General features: G+C 58.8%; 24 protein-coding genes. 17 read left to right on the top strand and 7 right to left on the bottom strand.

What is annotated here, in order from left to right; genetic code table 11:
• The first annotated feature begins 149 nt into the window (after positions 1 to 149).
• Both H8F23_RS08885 and H8F23_RS08880 read left to right on the top strand, forming a co-directional pair.
• Positions 150 to 1,616: a purine-cytosine permease family protein gene (locus tag H8F23_RS08885; RefSeq protein WP_194934071.1), complete on the top strand. Its 1,467-nt coding sequence runs from the start codon at positions 150 to 152 to the stop codon at positions 1,614 to 1,616.
• Positions 1,609 to 2,538: a PfkB family carbohydrate kinase gene (locus H8F23_RS08880; protein WP_194934070.1), complete on the top strand. Its 930-nt coding sequence runs from the start codon at positions 1,609 to 1,611 to the stop codon at positions 2,536 to 2,538. The genes H8F23_RS08885 and H8F23_RS08880 overlap by 8 nt, the downstream gene beginning before the upstream one ends.
• Positions 2,539 to 2,645: 107 nt before the next feature.
• Here H8F23_RS08880 and H8F23_RS08875 read toward each other — a convergent pair whose 3' ends face one another.
• The 5 genes from H8F23_RS08875 to H8F23_RS08855 all read right to left on the bottom strand — a co-directional run bounded on the left by H8F23_RS08875 (position 2,646) and on the right by H8F23_RS08855 (position 5,775).
• Positions 2,646 to 3,026, bottom strand: a complete 381-nt coding sequence (locus H8F23_RS08875; protein WP_194934069.1) for a Rho termination factor N-terminal domain-containing protein — start codon at positions 3,024 to 3,026, stop codon at positions 2,646 to 2,648.
• A gap of 63 nt (positions 3,027 to 3,089) precedes the next feature.
• On the bottom strand, positions 3,090 to 3,347 hold the full coding sequence (locus H8F23_RS08870; RefSeq protein WP_016986009.1) for a hypothetical protein: 258 nt from the start codon (positions 3,345 to 3,347) through the stop codon (positions 3,090 to 3,092).
• A gap of 44 nt (positions 3,348 to 3,391) precedes the next feature.
• The gene (locus H8F23_RS08865; protein WP_194934068.1) at positions 3,392 to 3,733 is read right to left on the bottom strand and encodes a hypothetical protein; all 342 of its coding nucleotides are present in this window, start codon (positions 3,731 to 3,733) and stop codon (positions 3,392 to 3,394) included.
• A 25-nt stretch (positions 3,734 to 3,758) separates the two neighbouring features.
• On the bottom strand, positions 3,759 to 5,012 hold the full coding sequence (locus H8F23_RS08860; RefSeq protein ID WP_194934067.1) for an MFS transporter: 1,254 nt from the start codon (positions 5,010 to 5,012) through the stop codon (positions 3,759 to 3,761).
• Positions 5,013 to 5,121: 109 nt separating this feature from the next.
• The gene (locus H8F23_RS08855; RefSeq protein WP_194934066.1) at positions 5,122 to 5,775 is read right to left on the bottom strand and encodes an HD domain-containing protein; all 654 of its coding nucleotides are present in this window, start codon (positions 5,773 to 5,775) and stop codon (positions 5,122 to 5,124) included.
• Positions 5,776 to 6,003: 228 nt separating this feature from the next.
• Here H8F23_RS08855 and H8F23_RS08850 point away from each other — a divergent pair, with 228 nt between their 5' ends.
• The 11 genes from H8F23_RS08850 to H8F23_RS08800 all read left to right on the top strand — a co-directional run bounded on the left by H8F23_RS08850 (position 6,004) and on the right by H8F23_RS08800 (position 15,363).
• Positions 6,004 to 6,483: a GNAT family N-acetyltransferase gene (locus H8F23_RS08850; protein WP_053122551.1), complete on the top strand. Its 480-nt coding sequence runs from the start codon at positions 6,004 to 6,006 to the stop codon at positions 6,481 to 6,483.
• A 159-nt stretch (positions 6,484 to 6,642) separates the two neighbouring features.
• Positions 6,643 to 7,305 (top strand): hypothetical protein, encoded by a 663-nt coding sequence (locus tag H8F23_RS08845; RefSeq protein WP_194934065.1) that lies wholly within the window; start codon positions 6,643 to 6,645, stop codon positions 7,303 to 7,305.
• Entirely contained in the window at positions 7,302 to 7,796 is a 495-nt protein-coding gene (locus H8F23_RS08840; protein WP_194934064.1) for a PAAR domain-containing protein, read from the top strand. Before H8F23_RS08845 ends, H8F23_RS08840 begins: the two co-directional genes overlap by 4 nt.
• A 5-nt stretch (positions 7,797 to 7,801) precedes the next feature.
• The gene (locus H8F23_RS08835) at positions 7,802 to 8,539 is read left to right on the top strand and encodes an alpha/beta hydrolase (protein ID WP_194934063.1); all 738 of its coding nucleotides are present in this window, start codon (positions 7,802 to 7,804) and stop codon (positions 8,537 to 8,539) included.
• 3 nt (positions 8,540 to 8,542) lie between these two features.
• Positions 8,543 to 9,043: a hypothetical protein gene (locus H8F23_RS08830; protein WP_194934062.1), complete on the top strand. Its 501-nt coding sequence runs from the start codon at positions 8,543 to 8,545 to the stop codon at positions 9,041 to 9,043.
• A gap of 133 nt (positions 9,044 to 9,176) precedes the next feature.
• Entirely contained in the window at positions 9,177 to 10,103 is a 927-nt protein-coding gene (locus H8F23_RS08825) for a hypothetical protein (protein ID WP_194934061.1), read from the top strand.
• An 89-nt stretch (positions 10,104 to 10,192) separates the two neighbouring features.
• Positions 10,193 to 11,182 carry a 2-dehydro-3-deoxygalactonokinase gene (locus H8F23_RS08820; protein WP_194934060.1) on the top strand — a complete coding sequence of 330 codons (990 nt, stop codon included), beginning with the start codon at positions 10,193 to 10,195 and terminating at the stop codon, positions 11,180 to 11,182.
• Positions 11,183 to 11,201: 19 nt separating this feature from the next.
• A complete protein-coding gene (locus H8F23_RS08815; protein ID WP_123453190.1) occupies positions 11,202 to 11,822 on the top strand; it encodes a 2-dehydro-3-deoxy-6-phosphogalactonate aldolase in 621 nt (206 codons plus the stop codon).
• Positions 11,823 to 11,868: 46 nt separating this feature from the next.
• Positions 11,869 to 13,017 (top strand): galactonate dehydratase, encoded by a 1,149-nt coding sequence (dgoD, locus tag H8F23_RS08810; protein ID WP_008085519.1) that lies wholly within the window; start codon positions 11,869 to 11,871, stop codon positions 13,015 to 13,017.
• 171 nt (positions 13,018 to 13,188) lie between these two features.
• Positions 13,189 to 14,499 (top strand): MFS transporter, encoded by a 1,311-nt coding sequence (locus H8F23_RS08805; RefSeq protein ID WP_194934059.1) that lies wholly within the window; start codon positions 13,189 to 13,191, stop codon positions 14,497 to 14,499.
• Positions 14,500 to 14,559: 60 nt separating this feature from the next.
• The gene (locus tag H8F23_RS08800) at positions 14,560 to 15,363 is read left to right on the top strand and encodes an IclR family transcriptional regulator (RefSeq protein WP_194934058.1); all 804 of its coding nucleotides are present in this window, start codon (positions 14,560 to 14,562) and stop codon (positions 15,361 to 15,363) included.
• On the opposite strand, the gene H8F23_RS08795 is transcribed toward H8F23_RS08800, so the two are convergent.
• The gene (locus tag H8F23_RS08795) at positions 15,360 to 16,412 is read right to left on the bottom strand and encodes an NAD(P)-dependent alcohol dehydrogenase (protein WP_007908332.1); all 1,053 of its coding nucleotides are present in this window, start codon (positions 16,410 to 16,412) and stop codon (positions 15,360 to 15,362) included. The two genes, H8F23_RS08800 and H8F23_RS08795, sit on opposite strands and share 4 nt — an antisense overlap.
• Positions 16,413 to 16,604: 192 nt before the next feature.
• Between H8F23_RS08795 and H8F23_RS08790 the strand changes: the two genes are divergently transcribed.
• Positions 16,605 to 17,495 (top strand): AraC family transcriptional regulator, encoded by an 891-nt coding sequence (locus H8F23_RS08790; RefSeq protein WP_099756894.1) that lies wholly within the window; start codon positions 16,605 to 16,607, stop codon positions 17,493 to 17,495.
• 183 nt (positions 17,496 to 17,678) lie between these two features.
• Here H8F23_RS08790 and H8F23_RS08785 read toward each other — a convergent pair whose 3' ends face one another.
• Complete coding sequence (locus H8F23_RS08785) at positions 17,679 to 19,343, bottom strand: electron transfer flavoprotein-ubiquinone oxidoreductase (protein ID WP_016985998.1); 1,665 nt, start codon at positions 19,341 to 19,343, stop codon at positions 17,679 to 17,681.
• A gap of 550 nt (positions 19,344 to 19,893) precedes the next feature.
• On the opposite strand from H8F23_RS08785, the gene H8F23_RS08780 reads away from it, so the two are divergent.
• From H8F23_RS08780 to H8F23_RS08770, 3 genes are all read left to right on the top strand, one after another.
• Positions 19,894 to 20,643, top strand: a complete 750-nt coding sequence (locus H8F23_RS08780; protein WP_007908338.1) for an electron transfer flavoprotein subunit beta/FixA family protein — start codon at positions 19,894 to 19,896, stop codon at positions 20,641 to 20,643.
• Positions 20,644 to 21,573 carry an electron transfer flavoprotein subunit alpha/FixB family protein gene (locus H8F23_RS08775; protein ID WP_093435361.1) on the top strand — a complete coding sequence of 310 codons (930 nt, stop codon included), beginning with the start codon at positions 20,644 to 20,646 and terminating at the stop codon, positions 21,571 to 21,573.
• 80 nt (positions 21,574 to 21,653) lie between these two features.
• On the top strand, positions 21,654 to 22,475 hold the full coding sequence (locus tag H8F23_RS08770; RefSeq protein WP_095048587.1) for a substrate-binding periplasmic protein: 822 nt from the start codon (positions 21,654 to 21,656) through the stop codon (positions 22,473 to 22,475).
• The last annotated feature ends 5 nt before the right edge of the window (positions 22,476 to 22,480 follow it).

The following is a 22,480-nucleotide window of genomic DNA, read 5'->3' as shown; positions in this document are numbered from 1 at the left end:
GTGGGAGCGAGCCTGCTCGCGAAAGCCGCACCGCGAATTTCGATTTTTTAACCCGCAATGGATCGCGCAGACAGGCCGAGGACGGCCGCGATGTCTTGTCGTTTTGCATCATTGCCACAACCACAAAAAAGGCAAACAGGAGCACCTTCATGAGTTCATCAAACGCCGGGCAGAGCGCCGGGCAACTGGAAACCCGCGGCATCGAACCGGTGCCGGAAGCCGAGTGCAACGGCCACCCGCTGCAACTGTTCTGGGTCTGGTTCGCGGCCAATATTTCCATCCTCGGTCTGCCGCTGGGCGCCACGCTGGTGGCGTTTCGCGGGCTGGCGATCTGGCAGGCGATCATCGTCGCAATCATCGGCGCGGCCGGTTCATTTGCGGTGGTCGGGATCATCTCGATTGCCGGTCGGCGTGGCCGCGCGCCGAGCCTGACCTTGTCGCGGGCGATCTTCGGCGTGCGCGGCAATATCGGCCCGACGCTGGTCTCATTGATGTCGCGTCTGGGTTGGGAAACGGTCAACACCACCACCGCTGCATTCGTATTGCTGTCGCTGTGCTCGATCCTGTTCGGCTCGCCAGTGGAAGCGAAAAGTGCGCCGATACTGACGTTGATCTTCATCGCGATCTTCGTTCTGCTGACCTTGTCGGTGTCCGGCCTCGGCCACGCAACGCTGCTGGTGATCCAGAAGTGGGCGACCTACGTGTTCGGCGCGCTGAACATTCTCGTCGGTGGTTTCCTCTGCGCGACCATCGACTGGAGCGCGGTGTTCAACGCTACGCCAGCACCGATCAGCGCGATGATCATCGGTATCGGCACCATGGCTGCCGGCACCGGGATCGGCTGGGCCAACGCTGGCGCCGACATGTCGCGCTATCAGCATCGCAGCGTCAAGGCTGTGCGACTGGTCGCGTCCGCTGCGTTCGGCGCGGGCATTCCGCTGGTGCTGCTGATCACCCTCGGCGGCTTGCTGTCGGTGGGCAACAACGACCTTGCTTCGGCGACTGACCCGATTGTTGCAATCCGCGACATGCTCCCAACGTGGATGGCCGTGCCGTACCTGATCACGGCGTTCGGTGGCTTGTTGCTGTCGAACAACCTGTCGGTGTACTCCGCCGGCCTGACCACGCTGACCCTCGGCCTGAAGGTCAAACGCGTCTACGCCGTGGTAGTGGATATCGTCGCGATCTTCGCCGGCTCGATCTACTTCATGCTGATCGCCGACAGTTTCTACGGCCCGTTCATCACCTTCATTTCCCTGCTGGCGGTGCCGATCACCGCGTGGGTCGGGATCTTCGTCGTTGACCTGATTCATCGTCATTACTACAGCCCGAAAGACCTGCTCGACGTCAGCTCGAGCAGTGCCTACTGGTATCACGGCGGTATCGAGTGGCGCGCGTTTGGCGCGTGGGCGATTGCCATCGTCCTTGGCTTCAGTTTCACCACCATCGGCACTACCGCTGAAAACGTCTGGTTCAAAGGCTTTTTGTCCGACTCGTGGCTGGGCCACAACGGCCTCGGCTGGATCGTGACCTTCGTGGTGGCTGGTGGCATTTACTTTGTCCTCGGCGGGGCGAAAGACCGCCGCGCCGCGCAAACCGAGAATGCTCATGCCTAAGATGTTGCACACCGGCCAAGTCATCATCGACCTGGTCATGGCCGTGGATAAGCTGCCGCAGGTTGGCGGCGACGTGCTGGCGCAGTCGGCGGGTTTCGAAGCGGGCGGCGGTTTCAACGTGATGGCGGCGGCCGTGCGCAATGGCTTGCCGGTGGTTTATCTCGGCCGCCATGGCACTGGGCGTTTCGGTGATCTGGCGCGTGAGGCGATGAATGCCGAGGGGATTCACATCGGCATTCGCCAGCCTGCGCAGCGCGACACCGGGTTGTGTGTGGCGCTGACCGATGCGTCGGCCGAGCGCAGTTTCATTTCCTACATCGGCGCTGAAGGTGAGGTGACGGCGGAGGATCTGAACAGCGTTGCGGTCGAGGCGGGCGATTACGTTTATCTCAGTGGCTACAGCCTGTTGCACGAAGGCAAAGCGCAGGCGTTGCTCGACTGGACATTGGCGTTACCGGAGTCGATCAACGTGGTGTTCGATCCGGGCCCGTTGGTGGAATCGCCTGACTCGCCGCTGATGCAGGCGCTGTTGCCGCGCATTAATGTGTGGACCAGCAACAGTGTTGAAGCGCTGCGCTTTACCGGGGCTGAAGAGATTGCGGTGGCGCTGGATCGGCTGGCTGAGCATCTGCCCAACGACGTGCTGGTGGTTGTGCGTGACGGGCCGCAAGGATGCTGGATTCATCAAGGTGACGAGCGTCGGCATGTGCCGGGGTTTGCCGTGAAAGCGGTGGACAGCAATGGCGCTGGCGATGCCCATGCCGGCGTCTTTGTCGCGGGACTGGCGCAGGGTTTGACGGCGCATGAAGCCGCGCGACGGGCGAATGCGGCAGCGGCTATTGCAGTGACACGCTGGGGGCCGGCGACTTCGCCGGGAGCGGCAGAGGTGGATGCGTTTATCATTGATTCCGGCGGCGTCTGATCTACCGCTTTCGCGAGCAAGCTTGCTCCCACAGGGGATGTGTGAACGACATCGATCCAGTGTTGGAGCGAGCCTGCTCGCGAAGGGGCTGTCAATCTCACTCAAAGTCAGCTGGCCTTGCGCAACGCCTCAATCAGCTCCTGCTTACGCATCGATGATCGTCCGGGAATCTGCTTCGCTCGAGCCTCTTTCATCAAGCTATCGACTGTCTGCGTATCCTTCGACGCCTTGCTGTTACGCGAATGCCCTTCACGACTGGCCGCCGCACGCCGCGATGACTCCTTGCGATCTTCAGACTTGGCACTCGGCGGTTTCTTGCGTCCCGAACCGCCAGCCTTTTCGCCGCCGCCCGATTGCTTGTTGACCGTCGCCCAGGCGCGCGCCTCAGCCGCATCCTTTGACAGGCCTTTTTTCTCGTAGCTGTCTTCGATGTGCTCGGCTATGCGCTTCTGTTCAGCGCTGTATTTGTCTTTGCTTCCACGAGGCATGGGACTTCTCCTCTTGTGTGCAGGTTCGACCGCTCGCCGCATCAGCAGCGAGCGGTTTCTTCACTACTGTAAATCCAGCTTGCGCGCCGCCTCAACGCCAGCCGCACTGAGCTTGATCGGCAGGTTCAACGAATGTTCGCCCGCCTCGTTGCAGGTCACATGCCCGTGGTGAATCAGTCCACGATCCTGCAAAGCGGCGAGGGCGCTGGCCACGACCTTCTCGCCCCGGTAATTGTCCAGCACCTCCTTGCCCAGTCCACTCGGATGGGCGTGCAGCAGGCGGGTGAGGACTTCTTTTTCCAGGTTTTTATCGACGTTCATGGTTACCTCTTCATTGGATTGAATAGGACGCTCGCGTCGGCGAACTACTGACCGGAGCCTTCGGAACCGGAGCCACCGGTGGTGGTTTTTGAGCCAACGCCGGGGCCCGCATTGTCAGGCGTGGCGGGGGCATCGGGGGTGTTCATGCCGCCCTGACGACCCGGGTCACTGCCCTGAGTGCGCGGATCGGTCCCCGTCGCAGGAGGCTGATTGATCAAAGGTACGCCCGAGCCATCGGTGTTCATACCGGGAGCACTGTTGATGGCGGGGGCGCGTGGTGGGGTCGGATCGGTAGGGCCGGTGCCCGCTGCGGTGGCGGATGCGGCGAAAACCGTAGGGCAGAGCAGGGCGCTGAATATAAAAGCGGTCAACCTTGACGGGATCATAGGGCTTCTCCAGTGATTGGAATCCTTACCTGTCGTTGGTCTGCGCTCTGATTGGATTGGTGCCTGATGAACGACGAACGGTCTGCGTCGCCGTCGCCGGTTTTAGGTTGAGTCGACGCCAGAGCAGGCGACCGACGGTGATCAGCCAGTTCGCAAGTGCCACGGCCAATACTGTGAGCAGCAATGCCGTCATGCCCTGCTCAACGATGATTTTCCCGGCCAGCAACGGAAAGCCGAACACGCCGATAAAATACGAGAGGCTGAACAGCAGCAACGCCTGTGAAGTGGTGCCGGTCGGCGCTTCGTTAGCCGCAAGCCCGTTGATCAACGAATACGTCAGCCCATACCCGACGCCGAGTATCAACGCCGCCAGCAAATAGGTGAATCCACTGTTTACGCTGAAGGCGAACAGCACGATCGAGCCGAGCATCAGCCCCGACAACAGGCAAGAAGCGCGCAGCGGATCACGCTTGACCACATAGCCGGCGATCAGCATGCGGCTGCTGATTGCCGCACTCATGAACCCCAGAAAGAACAGCGAATAATCCAGCGATCGCGCGGCGGCGTAACTGGTCTGGAAACTCGACAGACCGCCAAATACGCAACCGCCGAGGCCGACCATGATGATCGGAAACAGCGCTCGCGAACCGAGCACTTGAGTGGTCGCTTGCCAGGTGATTCTCGCCGCTGAAGCGGCTTGTGTGCTTTTCAAACGAGCCCCGAGCCGCCAGAACAGCAGCACACCGATCAGACTCGCCAACGCTGCCAGATAGAACGCCGAGGTCAGCGACAGGCCCAGTGCACTCGCCGCACGCCCGAGCAACGGGCCGCTGCCAATGCCGGTCATCATGCTGCCGGACAGCAAGGCGAAATATTTCGCCCGCTGCGCCGGAGTCACCAGACTGGCGACGATGATCGGCCCCAAGGTATAGAAAACGCCCCAGCCCAAACCCAGTAGCAAACCGAAAAACAGCAGCAGATGGCCGACCCCCGGCGTCATCGCAAAGCCCAGACTCGCCGCGACCAGCAACAACCCGAACACTGCAATCGAGCGCGCCGCCCCGAGCCAGTCCGACAGATGCCCGGACACCAGCACCGCCACAAACGTACTGAGCATCGCCGCCGAAATCACACTGCCGGCATCGTGCTCATTGCCGCCGCGAGAACTGATCAACAGCGACAATAAAAACGTCGAGCCGTACGAAAGCGACAGCAGATAACTGGCGAGGCAGAACAGGCCGAACAACTTGCCTGAGACCTTGGGTGTTGCTGGCGACATGACGCGGTTCCTTGAGCGGAAAATTCAGCGTCATCTGTTTAACACGCCCGCCACGCGGGTTAGGTCTGAGGTTGGCGAAGTCAGGTTCAGCGCACGCCGGAGTAACGCGTCAAACGATGCCGATCTCTTCCTTGAATTGCTCCATGAAACCCTTCAGACGTTGATGACGGACCTGCGCCAGACGCTGGCCGGCGGTGGTTCGGAAACCGTCAGCGAGATGCAGCAGTTTGGTCTGGAAATGATCGAGGCAAAAACGCGTGTCATCGTAATCGCGCGCTTTCGCCTCGGGATCCTGCGGGTCGTACAGCGCCGAACCCATGCGCCCGGCGATGTAGAAAGTGCGGGCGACGCCAAGCATGCCGAGTGAGTCGAGCCGATCGGCGTCCTGGACGATTTTCGCTTCGAGGGTGAGCGGGGTGATGTTGGCGGAGAAACTGTGGGCTTCGATGGCGTGGGCGACGGCGGAGATTTTTTCTTCGGACCAGTTCAGATCGGCCAGCACTGACGAAGCTTTGTCCGCCGCTAACCGCGAAGCCTGAGCGCGCAGTGGCGAGTTTTTTTCGACGGCCACGCAATCGTGCAAGAGCACGGCGGCCAACAACACCTCAAGATCACCGCCTTCTTCTTCATGCAGCGTACGCACGTTGTGCCAGACCCGTTGCAGGTGGGCGAGGTCGTGAGCACCGTCGTCGGACGGCTCCAGGGCGTGCGGCAGTAACTCTGCTGCCAGTGCCGCCACGGGTGTAAAAAACTCAAGGTTCATAAGCATCCTTTCAGATTGTCGAAGTCCCTGTGGGAGCGAGCTTGCTCGCGAAGGCGTCCTTACAGTCACCTGCATTGTTTAATGACAGAATGTATTCGCGAGCAAGCTCGCTCCCACATGGAGTGGCGGCGTTTGAAGCATCGCGGGAGGGTATCCTCTGTTTTGCCATGTGACGAGCGCTATTCGTGGCCTTAGTATGGCGTTTTCCTTTTCCGACAAGGCCCGTCCATGACGATCGAAATCCGCCCGGCGACCCCCAGCGATGCTCCGCAAATCCTCGCCTTCATCACTGAACTCGCCGATTTCGAAAAGGCCCGCCACGAAGTCATCGCCAGCGTTGCCGACATCGAGCGCAGCCTGTTCGGCGAAGGCGCCACCGCCCACGGCCTGATCTGTCTGCGCGATGGGCTGCCGATCGGTTTCGCGGTGTTCTTCTTCAGCTATTCGACATGGCTCGGCAGCAATTGCCTTTACCTCGAAGACCTCTACATCACCCCCGAACAACGCGGCGGCGGTGCCGGCAAAACCCTGTTGCGTCACCTGGCGAAAATCGCCTGCGACAACGACTGCGGCCGCTTCGAATGGAGCGTGCTGGACTGGAACACGCCGGCCATCGATTTCTACAAGTCCCTCGGCGCGCAACCGCAGGAAGAATGGGTGCGTTACCGCATGGACGGCAAAGTCCTGCGTGAGTTTGCTGAGGGCTGATCACAATGATGGCATTGCGCTGCTAATTCGATTGTCGCCAACGCTCTAGTCCGGCATTCTACGCGCCATTTTTGCGCGCTCACGGACGATACCTGCAATGCCTCTGGCACAATTTCTCCACGCCCGTGGAGTCTTCGCTGCGTCAACGAGTGACCAGCGATGAGCGGACTACGGGCGTCAATGCGTCTGTATGGCCTGGTGAAAAATTCAGGCTCGACCGACAACCTCCAACGTCAATCGGTAGACATTCTCTGCACCGTCAATCGTACGGGCGGCGAAGCCATCCGCGCGTTCGTGTCACGCCTTGATGCCGAGTTGATGACCCGCAGCGCCGGGCTCGCCGAGTACCGCGTGATACCGCTGCGCACCTTCGATCCGACGGCGTTTATCGACGCCCATCAAGGTTGGCTGATGCTGCACATTTGCTGTGGTTTCGTCGCCCCTGCCGGGCATTCGCTGCTCAAGGACGGCGGGTTGATGCCGATGGGCTGGTACGTCTATTCCGAGATCGGCCAGTGGACGGCCCAGCATCATCTCGACCTCGGCGCACAAATGGCTGAACTGCTGCAATCGACTTACGAGCGTAATCAGCTGCGCCACTACAACGCCTGGCTCAACGAACTCGACGACGCCTCGCCGGCCGAACTGGCCTGGCAAACCGACGAAGCCTGGCGGCACCTGCAAACTGCCGCATCACCCGACAGCCGTGAGCATTGCCACGCCCTGTTCGACCCCGTCGACAACCGCTGGCGCTTCGCCGCGACCGACATCGATATTCATCAGCCGCAACCGGAACCTCTGAAGCAAGGAGCTTTGAATTGAGTGGTAAACCCGCTGCACGCGTCACCGACCCGACCGCTTGCCCATTGCCAGGCCATGGCACCAACCCGATTGCTTCCGGCTCGCCCGACGTGTTCTTCGACGGCCTCGCCGCCGCGCGCATGACCGATAAATCGGCGTGCGGCAGTCCGATTACCGGGGCCGTTTCCGGCACGGTTTTCATCAACGGCCTGAATGCCGCCACGCTCGATAGCACTGGAGGTCACGGCAATGTCGTGGTCGGTGGTTCGGGGACGGTAATTATTGGCCAGAGCGGCGGCGGGGCGGCGGTTAGCGGGCTGTTGCCGATGCCGGTGCATTTTACAGACAGGTTGCAAGTAGTGAATGAGGCAACTGGAGAGCCTGTGCCTTATCACCCCTATACGATTCAGCGCGGTAACGGCAGTGAAGAAAACGGCGTTACCGATGCGTCGGGATTTACGCATACCGTCAGCTCGCATTTACCTGAAACTATTAAATTATTTGTTGAGTGACTGATATGGCAGGAGAGAATGCGGCAAGCCTGGAACCTTTGGCTAAAAGAGACGCGGGGAGCGTTGAATTAACCAAGCCAGAAGATAAGTGCGCAAAAATCATTGCGATCAGCATGAAGAAAGTCTTCATTTTGTTTGTCGGTGGTGCGGGAGATCAGGAAAGTTACTACCTCAGTGGGCCGAACTGGAACGTGAGTCATGTTCGAACTAAAGTAGAGGCTGATGCTGCAGCGCTATGCTATTTGTCGAAGTGCGACATGAAAGCACTGGCTTATAATAAATTCCTGACCGATGAGGACCTGGTCAAAAATGTATTGGTTGAAGTTCCTGATAAATCCACGCCTGTTTATATCATAGGACACAGTTTGGGCGGTTGGAACGGCGCACACCTCTCCAGTGTTTTGACCGATAAGGGTTACAAGATCAAAATGCTGATAACGATAGATCCCGTGGGGCAGGGAAAGATCGTATATGGTATTTCAACCATTTACAGGCGAAAACCTGAGCCAAAGGCTGAGTTCTGGGTAAATATCCGTGCGGATAAAATCAAGAATCGAGACATATCTGATACTGTCGCGGACTTTGGTGAGCAATGGGAAATAACTTCAGGTCCTGATGTCAGTGGCCGAGTTGATGTCAATCACGCAGATGCGGATGTAATGTTCGATAAAAAACTGGATGGGGGTAAGTCCGCTCGTCAGCTGTTGGCAGACTCTATACTTGGCTATCTAAGGGAGAAATAGACTTTGAATAGATTTTTGTTGGCGCTTGCCCTATTGCTTTGTTGCTCATGTTCCTCGAATCATGGCAGGCCAATTGCCGCTCTTGATTACAGAGCGGTTTCACTTAGCTCGAGCGGAAGTTCGTTCTTCATCGGTTTTTCAAGTCATACCGATTTGTTGGGGTTGTTCCAGTCTAAAATTGGCGAGGAACTGGTTTGCACCTTGGGCGCTGATCTGGATTTTTCTATAGGTCATTATCAGAAGCTCTACGGCAACGGTATCGTTGAGGTGAGTGAAAACCCGTCGAAAGGAAAATATATCGCCAGAGTTATTTTTAAAGAGACCGGAGAAGTGCAGGGTAAGGAGCGTATTCTTGATGGTAATGGGTTGCGCGGAGCTTTAATGGCGAATGATTTCGTTGTGTGTACATTCAGAGTGCATACGACAAAATATAAAACCTACTTTTCCGAATTTATGCGTATTCCTTCCGAAGATTTTTTAAAGGAACTCGATGGCTTGGAGTGATGGGTCAGTTGTTTTGTGCTTTGGATAGATAAGCCGAATTATTGTTCCGGGGTCAAGCTTTATATTGGGCGGGTGATCTTGAATATTCATTTCAACAGTTGCAACCGTGTGTGATTCAGGAGGAACACCGCTAATGAATCGAAAAATCTACAAGGTTTTATTGATTACCGTTTTTTTATTGTGTTCATCTTGCCTGCACCTCAATGTCCCACCCGCCAGGCTTGAATTTGTCTCGATCAATCACGAGATATCTTCCTCTTACGACCTGCGTTTCACCTCAGACCGAAACCTGATTGACCTGTATGAGGATCATGGGCGACGGGGGCAGATTGGTACCTGGATCCATTGCTCGTTGAATGGCGATCCGGATTTTTCCATCGAACATGAAATCGTCCTGGAAGCCTCGGGAATCGTCAGCGGCATGCGCTTGATCGAAGGCGATCGTCGCTACGAGATGTTCGCGAATATCAGTGTCGAGAATCACGCCGTCAATGACGGCCGTAACCACATCCGACCGGTTGAGTTGGTGCAGATCCTCAAACCGCAGGAATACATTCCGTGCAAGGTGGTAATAACCGCGTTCCCGTTCGTGGCGTATTACTCGAAAGTCATGTACATGCCCACGTCGCGGTTCATTGCCGCAATAGAAAATCCTCGCGTGGCACCCGCGCGTATTTCGCTCAAACAGCCCGACCAACCAAGGTCGTTGTTGCCTTTTGCCTCAGTGTGCATCGTGCGCTGGCGCTATGACCTGGCGCTGGGATATGACCAGATTGACAGCCTCGGACTCTGTAGCGACGTGCCCTATGCCGGCATGTTGGCTTCGTTTGCACCGAACAACACGAAGCTGAAGGTTGTTTCAGGTTCAGAGGAAAACCCGGCTCCCTTCGCGGCGTACACCATTATTCGCGCTGACGGACGCCGGGAGCCTGGAATAACTGACGACAAGGGCCACACGCATGAGGTGGGATCCAGCGAGTACGAAACAGTGAGGATCCTGATCAACAATAATCTGGATGTCGTTCAGCGTTGGACAAAATGGATTGATAGCGTCCCATAATATGGGATGCAAAATTACATATTGAGATTTAGCGCCTGAGAGGTCTATAGTCCGTCGCACTCACTGCCAAAAACAAAACAGGTGAAGCGATGCTGGCGCAATTGATCGCGCTCGACTGGGGGACGACCTCATTACGTGCTTACAAACTCGCGGCGGGCGGCGTGGTGCTGGAGCAGCGCGCGCTGTCGTCCGGGATCATGCAACTGCCCAAGACGCCGCGAGTCATCAACGGTCGCGAATGTGCCGACGGTTTTGAATTGGCCTTCGATGAGGCCTGCGGCGACTGGCTCGAGGCGCAGCCGGATCTGCCGGTGATTGCCTGCGGCATGGTCGGCAGTGCGCAGGGCTGGCGTGAAGCGGCCTACTGCGAGACGCCGGCGAACGTCGCCAATCTCGGAAAATCCCTACAAACAGTTGTCAGCCTGCGCGGCACGGTCGTGCATATCGTGCCGGGCGTGATCCAGCGTTCGCGTCTGCCGAATGTGATGCGTGGCGAAGAAACCCAAGTGCTCGGCGTGCTGCAGAATCTGCCGATTGAGGCAGGTGCCGATCTGTTGATCGGTCTGCCGGGCAGTCACTCGAAATGGGTCGATGTTGTCGATGGCCGCATCACCCATTTCGATACGTTCATGACCGGCGAAGTGTTCGCCGTGCTCAGCGAGCACAGCATTCTTGGCCGAACCCAACAACACAGCGTGACGTTCGATGCTCAGGCGTTTGACCGTGGTGTGCAGATCGCGCAATCGGCGGACGGCGAACTCGGCGTGCTGTCGACCTTGTTCAGTGCCCGCACGCTGGGCCTGACCGGCGAACTCAGCCCGACCGCGCAGGCGGATTATCTGTCCGGCCTGATGATCGGCCATGAACTGGCGGCACTCGCCACGGTTCAGCGGCGTCGCCGCGACAAGCCGAATCTCCCTTCGATCATCCTCATTGGCAATGCACAACTCTGTGCGCGCTACGGCCGCGCGCTCGATGCCTGTGGTTTCGCCAACGTGACGCTGGCCGAGCAGGCCACCGAGCGTGGTTTGTGGCAACTGGCGCTGGCCGCCGGACTGATTGATTCCTCATCCCGTTAACCCTGACTGGAGGCCTGACATGCTCAAGCAAGCACTGGCGCAAAACGGTCTGATCGCGATCCTGCGGGGCCTGCATCCGCAGGAAGCCGCCGCTGTCGGAGAAGTCCTGTATGCGGCCGGATTTCGCGTCATCGAAGTACCGCTCAATTCCCCTTCGCCGTACGAAAGTATCCGCATCCTGCGCAAGACATTGCCCGCCGATTGCCTGATCGGTGCGGGCACGGTGCTGACGCCGGAGCAGGTCGAGTTGGTGAAAGAGGCCGGCGGCCAAGTGATCGTCATGCCGCACAGCGATGCCAAGGTCTTGCGCGCGGCAAAAGCGGCGGGGCTGTTTCTGTCGCCGGGTGTTGCGACGCCGACAGAAGCGTTCGCGGCGCTGGAGGAGGGCGCGGACATTCTCAAGCTGTTCCCGGCCGAGCAGATGGGCCCGGCGGTCGTCAAAGCCTGGCTCGCGGTGTTGCCGTCCGGGACGGTGCTGGCGCCGGTCGGCGGCATCACGCCGGACAACATGCAGGCGTTTATCGACGCTGGCGTGAAAGGTTTCGGTCTCGGTTCCGGCCTGTTCAAACCGGGCATGACGCCGGAGCAAGTGGCGCTGAACGCCAAGGCCTACGTGGCTGCGTGGAAGGCCCTTCGCTAAGACTTTTTGGCGCTGTGTGCGCTGCATCTACAAGAGAGACAAAAAGATGAAAATCACCAAACTCACCACCTTTATCGTCCCGCCGCGTTGGTGCTTCCTAAAGGTCGAAACCGATGAAGGCGTGACCGGTTGGGGCGAACCCGTGGTTGAAGGGCGCGCGCATACCGTCGCGGCTGCCGTTGAAGAATTGTCCGACTACCTGATCGGCAAAGACCCACGCAATATCGAAGACATCTGGACCGTGCTCTATCGCGGCGGTTTCTACCGTGGCGGCGCGATTCACATGAGCGCGCTGGCGGGTATCGATCAGGCGTTGTGGGACATCAAGGGCAAGGCCCTCGGGGTGTCGGTCAGCGATCTGCTCGGTGGCCAGGTGCGTGACAAGATTCGCGTGTATTCATGGATTGGCGGCGACCGTCCAGCGGACACCGCGCGTGCGGCGAAAGAGGCGGTGAGCCGTGGTTTTACTGCGGTGAAAATGAACGGCACCGAAGAGCTGCAGTTCCTCGATACCTTCGAAAAAGTCGATCTGGCGCTGGCCAACGTCGCCGCCGTGCGTGATGCGGTCGGGCCCAACGTCGGCATCGGTGTCGACTTCCATGGCCGCGTGCACAAGCCGATGGCCAAGGTGCTGATGAAGGAACTCGATCCGTACAAACTGATGTTTATCGAAGAGCCGGTGCTCAGCGAAAACTATGAAGCGTTGAAAGAGCTGGCGCCGTTGACCAGCACGCCGATTGCACTCGGTGAGCGGCTGTTTTCGCGTTGGGACTTTAAACGCGTGTTAAGCGAAGGTTACGTCGACATCATCCAGCCGGATGCCTCCCACGCGGGCGGCATCACCGAAACCCGCAAGATCGCCAACATGGCCGAGGCCTACGACGTGGCACTGGCGCTGCACTGCCCGCTGGGGCCGATTGCGCTGGCGGCGTGTTTGCAACTGGACGCGGTTTGTTACAACGCGTTTATCCAGGAGCAGAGCCTGGGCATCCATTACAACGAGAGCAACGACTTGCTCGACTATGTGAAGGATCCACGCGTCTTCGATTACGACAAAGGCTTCGTGAAGATCCCCAACGGCCCGGGCCTGGGTATCGAGATCAACGAGGAATACGTGATCGAGCGTGCGGCCGTTGGCCACCGCTGGCGCAACCCGATCTGGCGCCATGCCGATGGCAGTTTTGCCGAGTGGTAAGTACTGCCTGATTCAACTCAGTTCAAATGTAGGAGTGAGCCTGCTCGCGATTCGGTGTGTCATCCAGCATTGATGGGACAGACAAGACGCTATCGCGAGCAGGCTCACTCCTACAGGGATTTGTGCAAGGCCTCAGGCCGACCTCAATAAACATAAAAAGAGGCTCTCCCCATGCAACCGCAAACCCTCACCGGGCAGGCGTCTTTAGTCACGCCTAGCCGCAAGCGGTTTTTCATCATGGTGTTGCTGTTTATCACCGTGGTCATCAACTACCTCGACCGCAGCAACCTGTCGATTGCCGCGCCAGCGCTGACCAGTGAGCTGGGCATCGACCCGATTCACGTCGGTCTGATCTTTTCCGCATTCGGCTGGACCTACGCTGCCATGCAGATCCCCGGCGGCTGGCTGGTCGATCGCGTGCCGCCGCGCATTCTTTACAGCGTTGCGCTGCTGTTGTGGTCGATTGCCACGGTGATGCTCGGTTTTGCTGCGAGTTTCATCGCGTTGTTTGTATTGCGCATGGCGGTCGGTGCGCTGGAAGCGCCGGCGTATCCGATCAACAGCCGTGTGGTCACCACCTGGTTCCCCGAGCGTGAGCGCGCCACGGCCATCGGCTTCTACACCTCCGGGCAGTTCGTCGGCCTGGCATTTCTCACTCCGGTACTCGCTTGGCTGCAACATGAGTTCGGCTGGCACATGGTGTTCGTCGCCACCGGCGCCGTCGGCATTATCTGGGCAGCAATCTGGTACGCGGTTTATCGTGAGCCGCGGGATTTCAAAGGCGCCAACGAAGCCGAAATCGACTTGATCCGCGAGGGCGGTGGTCTGGTCGATATTCAGCAAGAGTCCGCCAAGGTCAAAGCCAAATTCAGCTGGACCGATTTGGGCATCGTCCTGACCAAGCGCAAATTGTGGGGTATCTACCTCGGCCAGTTCTGCCTGAACTCGACGCTGTGGTTTTTCCTGACGTGGTTCCCGACCTATCTGGTGAAATATCGCGGCATGGACTTCATCAAGTCCGGCCTGCTGGCGTCGCTACCGTTTCTCGCCGCATTCGTCGGCGTGCTGTGTTCGGGGTTCTTTTCCGACTTGCTGATTCGTCGCGGCTACACCGTTGGTTTCGCGCGCAAGCTGCCGATCATTGGCGGTTTGCTGATTTCCACCTCGATCATCGGTGCCAACTTCGTTGAATCGACGCCGCTGGTGATTGCCTTTCTGGCGCTGGCATTTTTCGGCAACGGTCTGGCCTCGATCACCTGGTCGCTGGTGTCGACGCTGGCGCCGGCACGGTTGCTCGGGCTGACCGGGGGGGTGTTCAACTTCATCGGCAACCTGTCGGCGATTGCCACGCCGATCGTGATTGGCTTCCTTGCCAGCGGCGATTCGTTCGCGCCGGCGATCACCTACATCGCGGTGCTCGCCTTGGTCGGTGCGTTGTCCTATGTGCTGCTGGTCGGCAAGGTCGAGCGTATCGAGTTGTAGTGGTCTGCGTCGGGCGACCATAATGCCGCCCGTTCCCTCGCTCAACGGTAAAGGCTGGATATGCAGGAAGACGCTCCGGAAAAAACCAAGGACGCCGCGCCCACTGGCACACAGACGCTGTTGCGTGGCTTGGGTGTGGTGCAAGCCGTCGCCAGTGGCGCTCGCGATCTCAAGGAGATCGCCCGGCTGATCGGCACCACGCGCAGCACCACCCATCGTCTGGCCAGTTGCCTGGTCGACGAGCGCTATCTGCGCGTGGTGCCGCAAGTCGGTTATCTGCTCGGACCGAAGCTGATCGAATTGGGTTTCCAGGCGCGTGAAGAGTTGCCGCTGGTGACCTTGGCCGGGCCGTATCTGGATGAGTTATCCGCGCTGACTGGTGACACCGTGCACTTGGGCATTCGCGAAGGTGATGAAGTGTTGTATCTGCTGAAAAATCCGGGGCGCAACGGCCCGGAAATGCGTTCGCGGGTCGGCCATCGCATGCCGCTGGCGCGCACCGGTATCGGTAAGGCGTTGATGCTCGATGACTCACCGCAGGATTGGCAACGTCTGTACGACATCAGTCTGCCGGCAGGTGGGAAGAGTCAGTTCTGGCCGCAGCATCCTCAGCAGTCGTGGGAGCAGCTTGAGCAGCGCATGACCGAGTACGTCGCCGGGGGCTACGCCTTCGATCTGGAGGACAACGAACCGTCGATCCGCTGTGTGGCGGCGCCGATTCGTGATGCGAGCAAGGGCATCGTGGCGGCGATCAGTATCGCCAGCACTGTGCCGTACATGCCGCTGGAAAAAATGGCCGAGCTGATTCCTCTGATCAAAGGGGTCACAGCCCGGCTTTCGGCGGAACTCGGTCTGAAGATTTAAACCTTGAGCGTTGCCATGTCGATCACGAAGCGGTACTTCACGTCACCGGCAATCATCCGGGCGTAAGCCTCGTTGATCTGGCGGATGTCGAGCATTTCGATGTCGCAGGTGATGTTGTGCTCGGCGCAGAAATCCAGGACTTCCTGGGTTTCGGCGACGCCACCGATCAACGAGCCGGCCAGCACGCGACGGCTCATCACCAGTTTGCCGGCGTGCACAGGTGGATCGATCGGTTCGATCAGGCCAACCAGAATATGCACACCATCGAAACGCAGGGTGTCGAGGTACGGGTTGAGGTCGTGCTGCACCGGAATGGTGTCGAGCAGGAAGTCGAAGTAACCGGCAGCGGCTTTCATCTGCTCGGCGTCGGTGGAAACGATCACATGATCGGCGCCCTGACGACGGCCTTCTTCGGCCTTGCTCGCCGAGCGGGTGAACAGCGTGACTTCGGCGCCCATGGCCTTGGCGAACTTGATGCCCATGTGGCCCAGACCGCCCATGCCGAGAATCCCGACCTTGTCGCCGGCCTTGACGCCGTAGTGCTTGAGCGGCGAGTAGGTGGTGATGCCGGCACAGAGAATCGGCGCGGCGCTGGCTAACGCCAGTTTTTCCGGAATGCGTACGACGAAGTGTTCGCTGACGACGATGCTGTCCGAATAACCGCCCATGGTGTTGCTGCCATCGACCCGGTCCGGGGTGGCATAGGTCATGGTCGGACCTTCGAGGCAATATTGCTCAAGGTTCGACTGGCACGCTTCACAGGTGCGGCACGAGTCGACCATGCAGCCAACGCCGACCAGATCGCCTACTTTGTGTTGGGTGACATTCGCACCGATCGCGGTGACTTTTCCGACGATCTCGTGGCCGGGCATCAACGGGTAAACGGCGATACCCCATTCGTTGCGCGCCTGGTGGATGTCGGAGTGGCATACGCCGCAGTAAAGGATTTCGATCGCGACGTCATCGGCGCGCGGGCTGCGGCGTTCGAATTTCATCGGGGCGAGGGGGGTGGTGGCCGATTGGGCGGCATAACCGATGGCGGTATACATGTGAAACCTCGCAAAAGCAGGAACAAGTGAGGCGGCGCATTCTGGGCGCCGACTCTCGGTCCGGCCATGACGATTCCTCCGGGTCTCATGCCTAATCCTCCGGCATACGGGTTTGATCGGTCGCATTGGCAAAAGGATCTGCGATGATGCTTTCATCCCTTATTTTCGTGATTTTTTGTGAAGAACAATTCGATGCAGTTGACCCGTCATCTTGATGCCAATGCCCGGCTGGTTTCGCTGATCGAACCGCTGGCGCTGCGCGATGGTTACAGCCAGACCGGGCTGCCGGGTGTGCAGGTGCTGCGTGCCAGTTGCGACGTTGCCCGTGGCCCGCACATTTACGAACCGAGCCTGATGATCATCGCCCAGGGCAGCAAACTGGCGTTTCTCGGGCCGCGCACCATGGAGTACGGCGCCGGGCATTATCTGATTCAGGCGCTGCCGGTGCCGTTCGAATGCGAGACGTTTGCCTTGCCTGATGCGCCGTTGCTCGGTGTTTCGGTGGCGATCGACCGGGTCTTGCTCGGTGAGCTGGTGCTGGCCATGGGTCTGGCGCCGGGCCGGCATATCCCGGCGCAGACACCGGAGTCGATGACCTCGGTGGTGCTCGACGATGCCATGCGCGGTTGCGTCGAGCGTTTGCTCAGTTGCCTGCATGATCCGCTGGAATGTCAGATTCTCGGGCCGGCGCGGGTAAGGGAATTATTGTTTGTCGCGTTGCGCGGGCCGCAGGCTGATGTATTGCGCGCGTTGGTCGAGCAGCAGGGGCAGTTCGCGCGGGTGGCGGCGTCGATCAGTCATCTGCATGCGCATTACACCGAGCCGTTGAACGTGGAAACGCTGGCCGGTTGCGCGAACATGAGCGTGTCGACCTTTCATGAGCATTTCAAGCGCAGCACGTTGTTGTCGCCGGTGCAGTATTTGAAGCGTTTGCGCTTGTTGAAGGCGCAGACGTTGTTGGTCGCCGAAGGCCTGGGTGTGGCGCAGGTGGCGCATCGGGTGGGGTATCAGAGCACGTCGCAGTTCAGCCGCGAGTACAAGCGTTACTTTGAGCGCAGCCCGGGTGACGAGCGCGCTGCCTGATTCTGCACAGATCCCTTGTAGGAGTGAGCCTGCTCGCGATAGCGGTGTATCAGTTAACGATTATGCTGACTGAAACACCGCTATCGCGAGCAGGCTCACTCCTACAGGGTTCGGTGGTGTTGCAGGAATTTTGGGCAACAAAAAGGCCCCCAAATCGGGAGCCTTGATGTTCAGCGGTTCGACTTACATGTTTGGATAAGTCGGGCCGCCAGCGCCTTCCGGCGTGACCCAGGTGATGTTCTGCGAAGGGTCCTTGATGTCACAGGTCTTGCAGTGCACGCAGTTCTGCGCATTGATCTGGAAGCGCTTCTCGCCGTCTTCCTTGGTGATCACTTCGTACACACCGGCCGGGCAGTAGCGCTGCGCCGGTTCGTCGTACAGCGGCAGGTTCTTGCTGATCGGGATGCTCGGGTCGGTCAGCTTCAGGTGGCACGGCTGCTCTTCTTCGTGGTTGGTACCGGAGATGAACACCGAGCTGAGTTTGTCGAAGCTGAGTTTGCCGTCCGGCTTCGGATAGTCGATCTTCTTGCAGTCCGCCGCGAGCTTGAGGCAAGCGTAATCCGGCTTGGTGTCGTGCAGGGTGAACGGCAGTTTGCCGCCGAAGATGTTCTGGTCCAGCCAGTTGAAGCCGCCGCCAACGATGGCGCCGAACTTGTGGATCGCCGGGCCGAAGTTACGGCTGGCGAACAGTTCGTCGTAGAGCCAGCTCTTCTTGAACGCGTCGACGTAAGTGGTCAGCTCTTCAGTGCCGTCCTTTTCCGCGAACAGCGCGTCAGCCACCGATTCTGCGGCGAGCATGCCGGACTTCATCGCGGTGTGGCTGCCCTTGATCTTGGCGAAGTTCAGGGTGCCGAGGTCGCAACCGATCAGCGCGCCGCCCTTGAAGACCATTTTCGGCAGCGAGTTCAGGCCACCTTTGCAGATCGCGCGCGCGCCGTAGCTGATGCGCTTGCCGCCTTCAAGGTACTGCGCCAGCACCGGGTGATGCTTGAGGCGCTGGAACTCGTCGAACGGCGACAGGTAAGTGTTGCTGTAGGACAGGTCAACGATCAGACCAACCACCACCTGGTTGTTTTCCAGGTGATAGAGGAACGAGCCACCGGTGTTTTCGGTGCCCATGATGTCCAGCGGCCAACCGGCGGTATGCACCACCAGGCCTGGCTGGTGTTTGGCCGGGTCGATTTCCCAGATTTCTTTCAGGCCGATGCCGTAGTGCTGGGCGTCGGCATCGCTGTCGAGGTTGTAGCGCTTGATCAGTTGCTTGCCGATGTGGCCACGGCAGCCTTCGGCGAACAGCGTGTACTTGCCACGCAGTTCCATGCCTGGGGTGTACAGGCCTTCTTTCGGGTTGCCTTCGCGGTCAACGCCCAGATCACCGGTGATGATCCCGCGCACCACGCCTTGTTCGTCGATCAGCGCTTCCTGAGCGGCGAAACCCGGGTAGATTTCCACGCCAAGGTTCTCGGCCTGCTGGGCCAGCCAGCGGCACAGGTTGCCGAGAGAAATAATGTAGTTGCCTTCGTTGTGCATGGTCTTGGGCACAAAGAAGTCTGGAATTTTCTGCGCGTTTTCGGCGTTTTTCAGCACGAAAATATCGTCGCGGGTCACTGGCGTGTTCAGCGGAGCGCCAAGTTCTTTCCAGTCCGGGAACAGTTCGTTCAGAGCGCGTGGTTCGAATACGGCACCGGACAGGATGTGTGCGCCGACTTCGGAGCCTTTTTCGACCACGCAGACGCTGATTTCCTTACCGGCTTCGGCGGCCTTCTGCTTCAGACGGCAGGCGGCGGACAGGCCAGCGGGGCCGGCACCGACGATGACCACGTCGAATTCCATGTATTCGCGTTCCACAGGCTATCTCCTACTCAAGGCTCAACAGTTTTTTTTCTAATTTGGAGGTTTGATGTCGCATCCGCTATTCCTTTACGTTAACGTCAAGGGGAATATTGGAGACCGACCTTTCTCTCTAGGCGGCGCATTATATCTACACCACTCCGAGCGTCCAATACAAACGTTTGTTTGAATCGGCTCCAGCCCAGAGAAATCAAAGAAGCGCGGCTTATGAATGGTCATTTTGCTGTATTGACCGGAATAGGCGTTCCGGTCAAGATACGGGCGGTTTTGCGCTCGTCGTAGGCAGACTGGCGGTTTCAAGAGCACGTCTAAAGACAGGGCACAGGCGGTTGAGAGTGATGCGCAGCGCAGTCTGGCGCGCAGTTTACACAGCGTGAGGATCAATGACTTGTCGGTCACCACTGACGAACGGTCGCACCCCCCTCACATCGTGGAATCACTTCGCACCCCGGTCGGCGTTTTTAGAGGTGCCCTTTTAGCCTGATGAGCATCAACCGCCAGGTTCGCCTAGGCGACTTTCTTTTCACCGGAGAGTAACGAGGAATCCATGAAGGTTCTTGTAGCTGTCAAACGCGTTGTGGATTACAACGTCAAGGTTCGCGTCAAGGCGGACAATTCCGGCGTCGATCTCGCCAACGTCAAGATGTCGATGAACCCGTTCTGCGAAATCGCAGTGGAAGAAGCCGTACGCCTGAAAGAGAAAGGTGTTGCGACTGAAATCGTCGTCGTCTCCATCGGCCCGACCACCGCTCAGGAGCAACTGCGTACCGCACTGGCTCTGGGTGCCGACCGTGCCATCCTCGTCGAATCCGCTGAAGATCTGACCTCGCTCGCCGTGGCCAAGCTGCTCAAGGCTGTGGTCGACAAGGAACAGCCGCAACTGGTTATCCTCGGCAAACAGGCGATCGATAGCGACAACAACCAGACCGGCCAGATGCTTGCTGCACTGAGCGGCTACGGTCAGGGCACATTCGCCTCGAAAGTCGAAGTCTCCGGCGACAGCGTTGCCGTGACCCGTGAAATCGACGGCGGCGCGCAGACGGTTTCCCTGAAACTGCCGGCAATCGTCACTACCGACCTGCGTTTGAACGAGCCGCGCTACGCGTCCCTGCCAAACATCATGAAAGCCAAGAAGAAGCCTCTCGAAGTGCTGACTCCGGACGCTTTGGGCGTTTCCACCGCCTCCACCAACAAGACCCTGAAAGTCGAAGCGCCGGCTGCACGCAGCGCAGGTATCAAGGTCAAATCGGTGGCTGAACTGGTCGAGAAACTGAAAAACGAAGCGAAGGTAATCTAAATGACTATCTTGGTTATTGCTGAACACGACAACAAAGTGCTGGCCCCGGCCACACTGAACACCGTGGCTGCTGCGGTCAAAATCGGCGGCGACGTCCACGTTCTGGTTGCAGGTCAAGGCGCTGGCGCCGTGGCTGAAGCCGCTGCGAAAATCGCTGGCGTGAGCAAAGTCCTCAACGCTGACAATGCCGCTTACGCGCATCAGTTGCCGGAAAACGTTGCGCCATTGGTTGCAGAGCTGGGCGCTGGCTACAGCCACATCCTGGCTGCCGCGACCTCCAACGGCAAAAACATCCTGCCGCGCGTTGCCGCGCAACTGGACGTTGACCAGATCTCCGAAATCATCTCGGTCGAAAGCGCTGACACGTTCAAGCGTCCGATCTACGCCGGTAACGCCATCGCTACCGTACAGTCGACCGCTGCAATCAAAGTGATCACTGTGCGTGCTACCGGTTTCGACCCGGTTGCCGCTGAAGGTGGTTCGGCTGCTGTTGAAGCCGTTGCTGCTGCGCACAACGCTGGCACTTCGAGCTTCGTCAACGAAGAACTGGCCAAGTCCGATCGTCCGGAACTGACCGCTGCCAAGATCGTCGTTTCCGGCGGCCGCGGCATGCAGAACGGCGACAACTTCAAGCACCTGTACGCTCTGGCCGACAAGCTGGGCGCTGCGGTGGGTGCTTCGCGCGCCGCCGTCGACGCAGGTTTCGTACCGAACGACATGCAGGTCGGTCAGACCGGCAAGATCGTTGCGCCACAGCTGTACATCGCCGTCGGTATCTCCGGCGCGATCCAGCACCTGGCCGGTATGAAAGACTCCAAAGTGATCGTTGCGATCAACAAGGACGAAGAAGCGCCGATCTTCCAGGTGGCCGATTACGGTCTCGTGGCAGATCTGTTCGAAGCCGTCCCCGAGCTGGAGAAGCTGGTCTAATCCAGCGGCTTCACTTATAAAGAGCCCGACCTTTTGGTCGGGCTTTTTTTTGTCTCGGATTTGAGTGGGAGCGTGTTGCCATGGATCTGCGTTGCGGATGGTTGTTGGGGTTGGCCCTGTTGCCGGGGTTGGCGATGGCCGCTGGCAAATGCGAGCGCCTCGTCGTCACCGGTAGCCCGGATGCGCCGCCGTATCTGTGGCAAGACCCACAAAACCCCAAGCAGTTGATCGGTGCCAGCGCTGATCTGCTGCAACAAGTCGCCAAAGACCTCGGCATCAAAGTCGAATTGCTCTACGCCGGCAAACGTTCGCAAGCCCTCGATGAAGTGCGCAGCGGGCGCATGGACATGCTCGCCGACGCGCCGCTGACCCTCAATGAGCTGGAAAACCTCGACTACATCCATCCGCCGTTGCTGGAAAACGACTATCTGGTGTGGACCCGCAAAGGCTCGACGCTGGTCTACAGCGAGGCCAAAGACTTGCACGGTCACGTCGGTGCGTTGTCGGAAAAGTCTCGTATGACCCAGGCATTTGGCACTTTCGCCGAGCAGAATCTGACCCTGACCCGGACAGCCAACCTCACTCAGGCGCTACAGAAATTGCTCTTGGGCGAAGTGGAATATGTACTCGCCGGGCGCTACTCGGGCATGGCCGCCGCGCAGGCATTGGGTATGGCCAATGACCTGTTGGTGTTCGAGCAACCGGTCGACCGGCCGGGGCTGTTCCTCGCGGTTTCGCATAACTCGGCATGCAACGATCCGTGGTTGCGCGGACAGTTGGCCAAAAAGATGACAGAATTGCCCGCGTCCGGACTGACGGAAGCCGCGCTGCAACGCAACATCGAGCGCTGGAAGGCGCAGCAGCAACAGCCGCCACAACCCGTCAGTGCCCCAAAACAGTAGGGATT

The organism is Pseudomonas neuropathica, from assembly GCF_015461835.1.
GTDB classification, from domain to species: Bacteria; Pseudomonadota; Gammaproteobacteria; order Pseudomonadales; family Pseudomonadaceae; genus Aquipseudomonas; species Aquipseudomonas neuropathica.
Note: the sequence above shows the minus strand (reverse complement) of the source record. Positions and strands in the feature narration are given on the sequence as shown.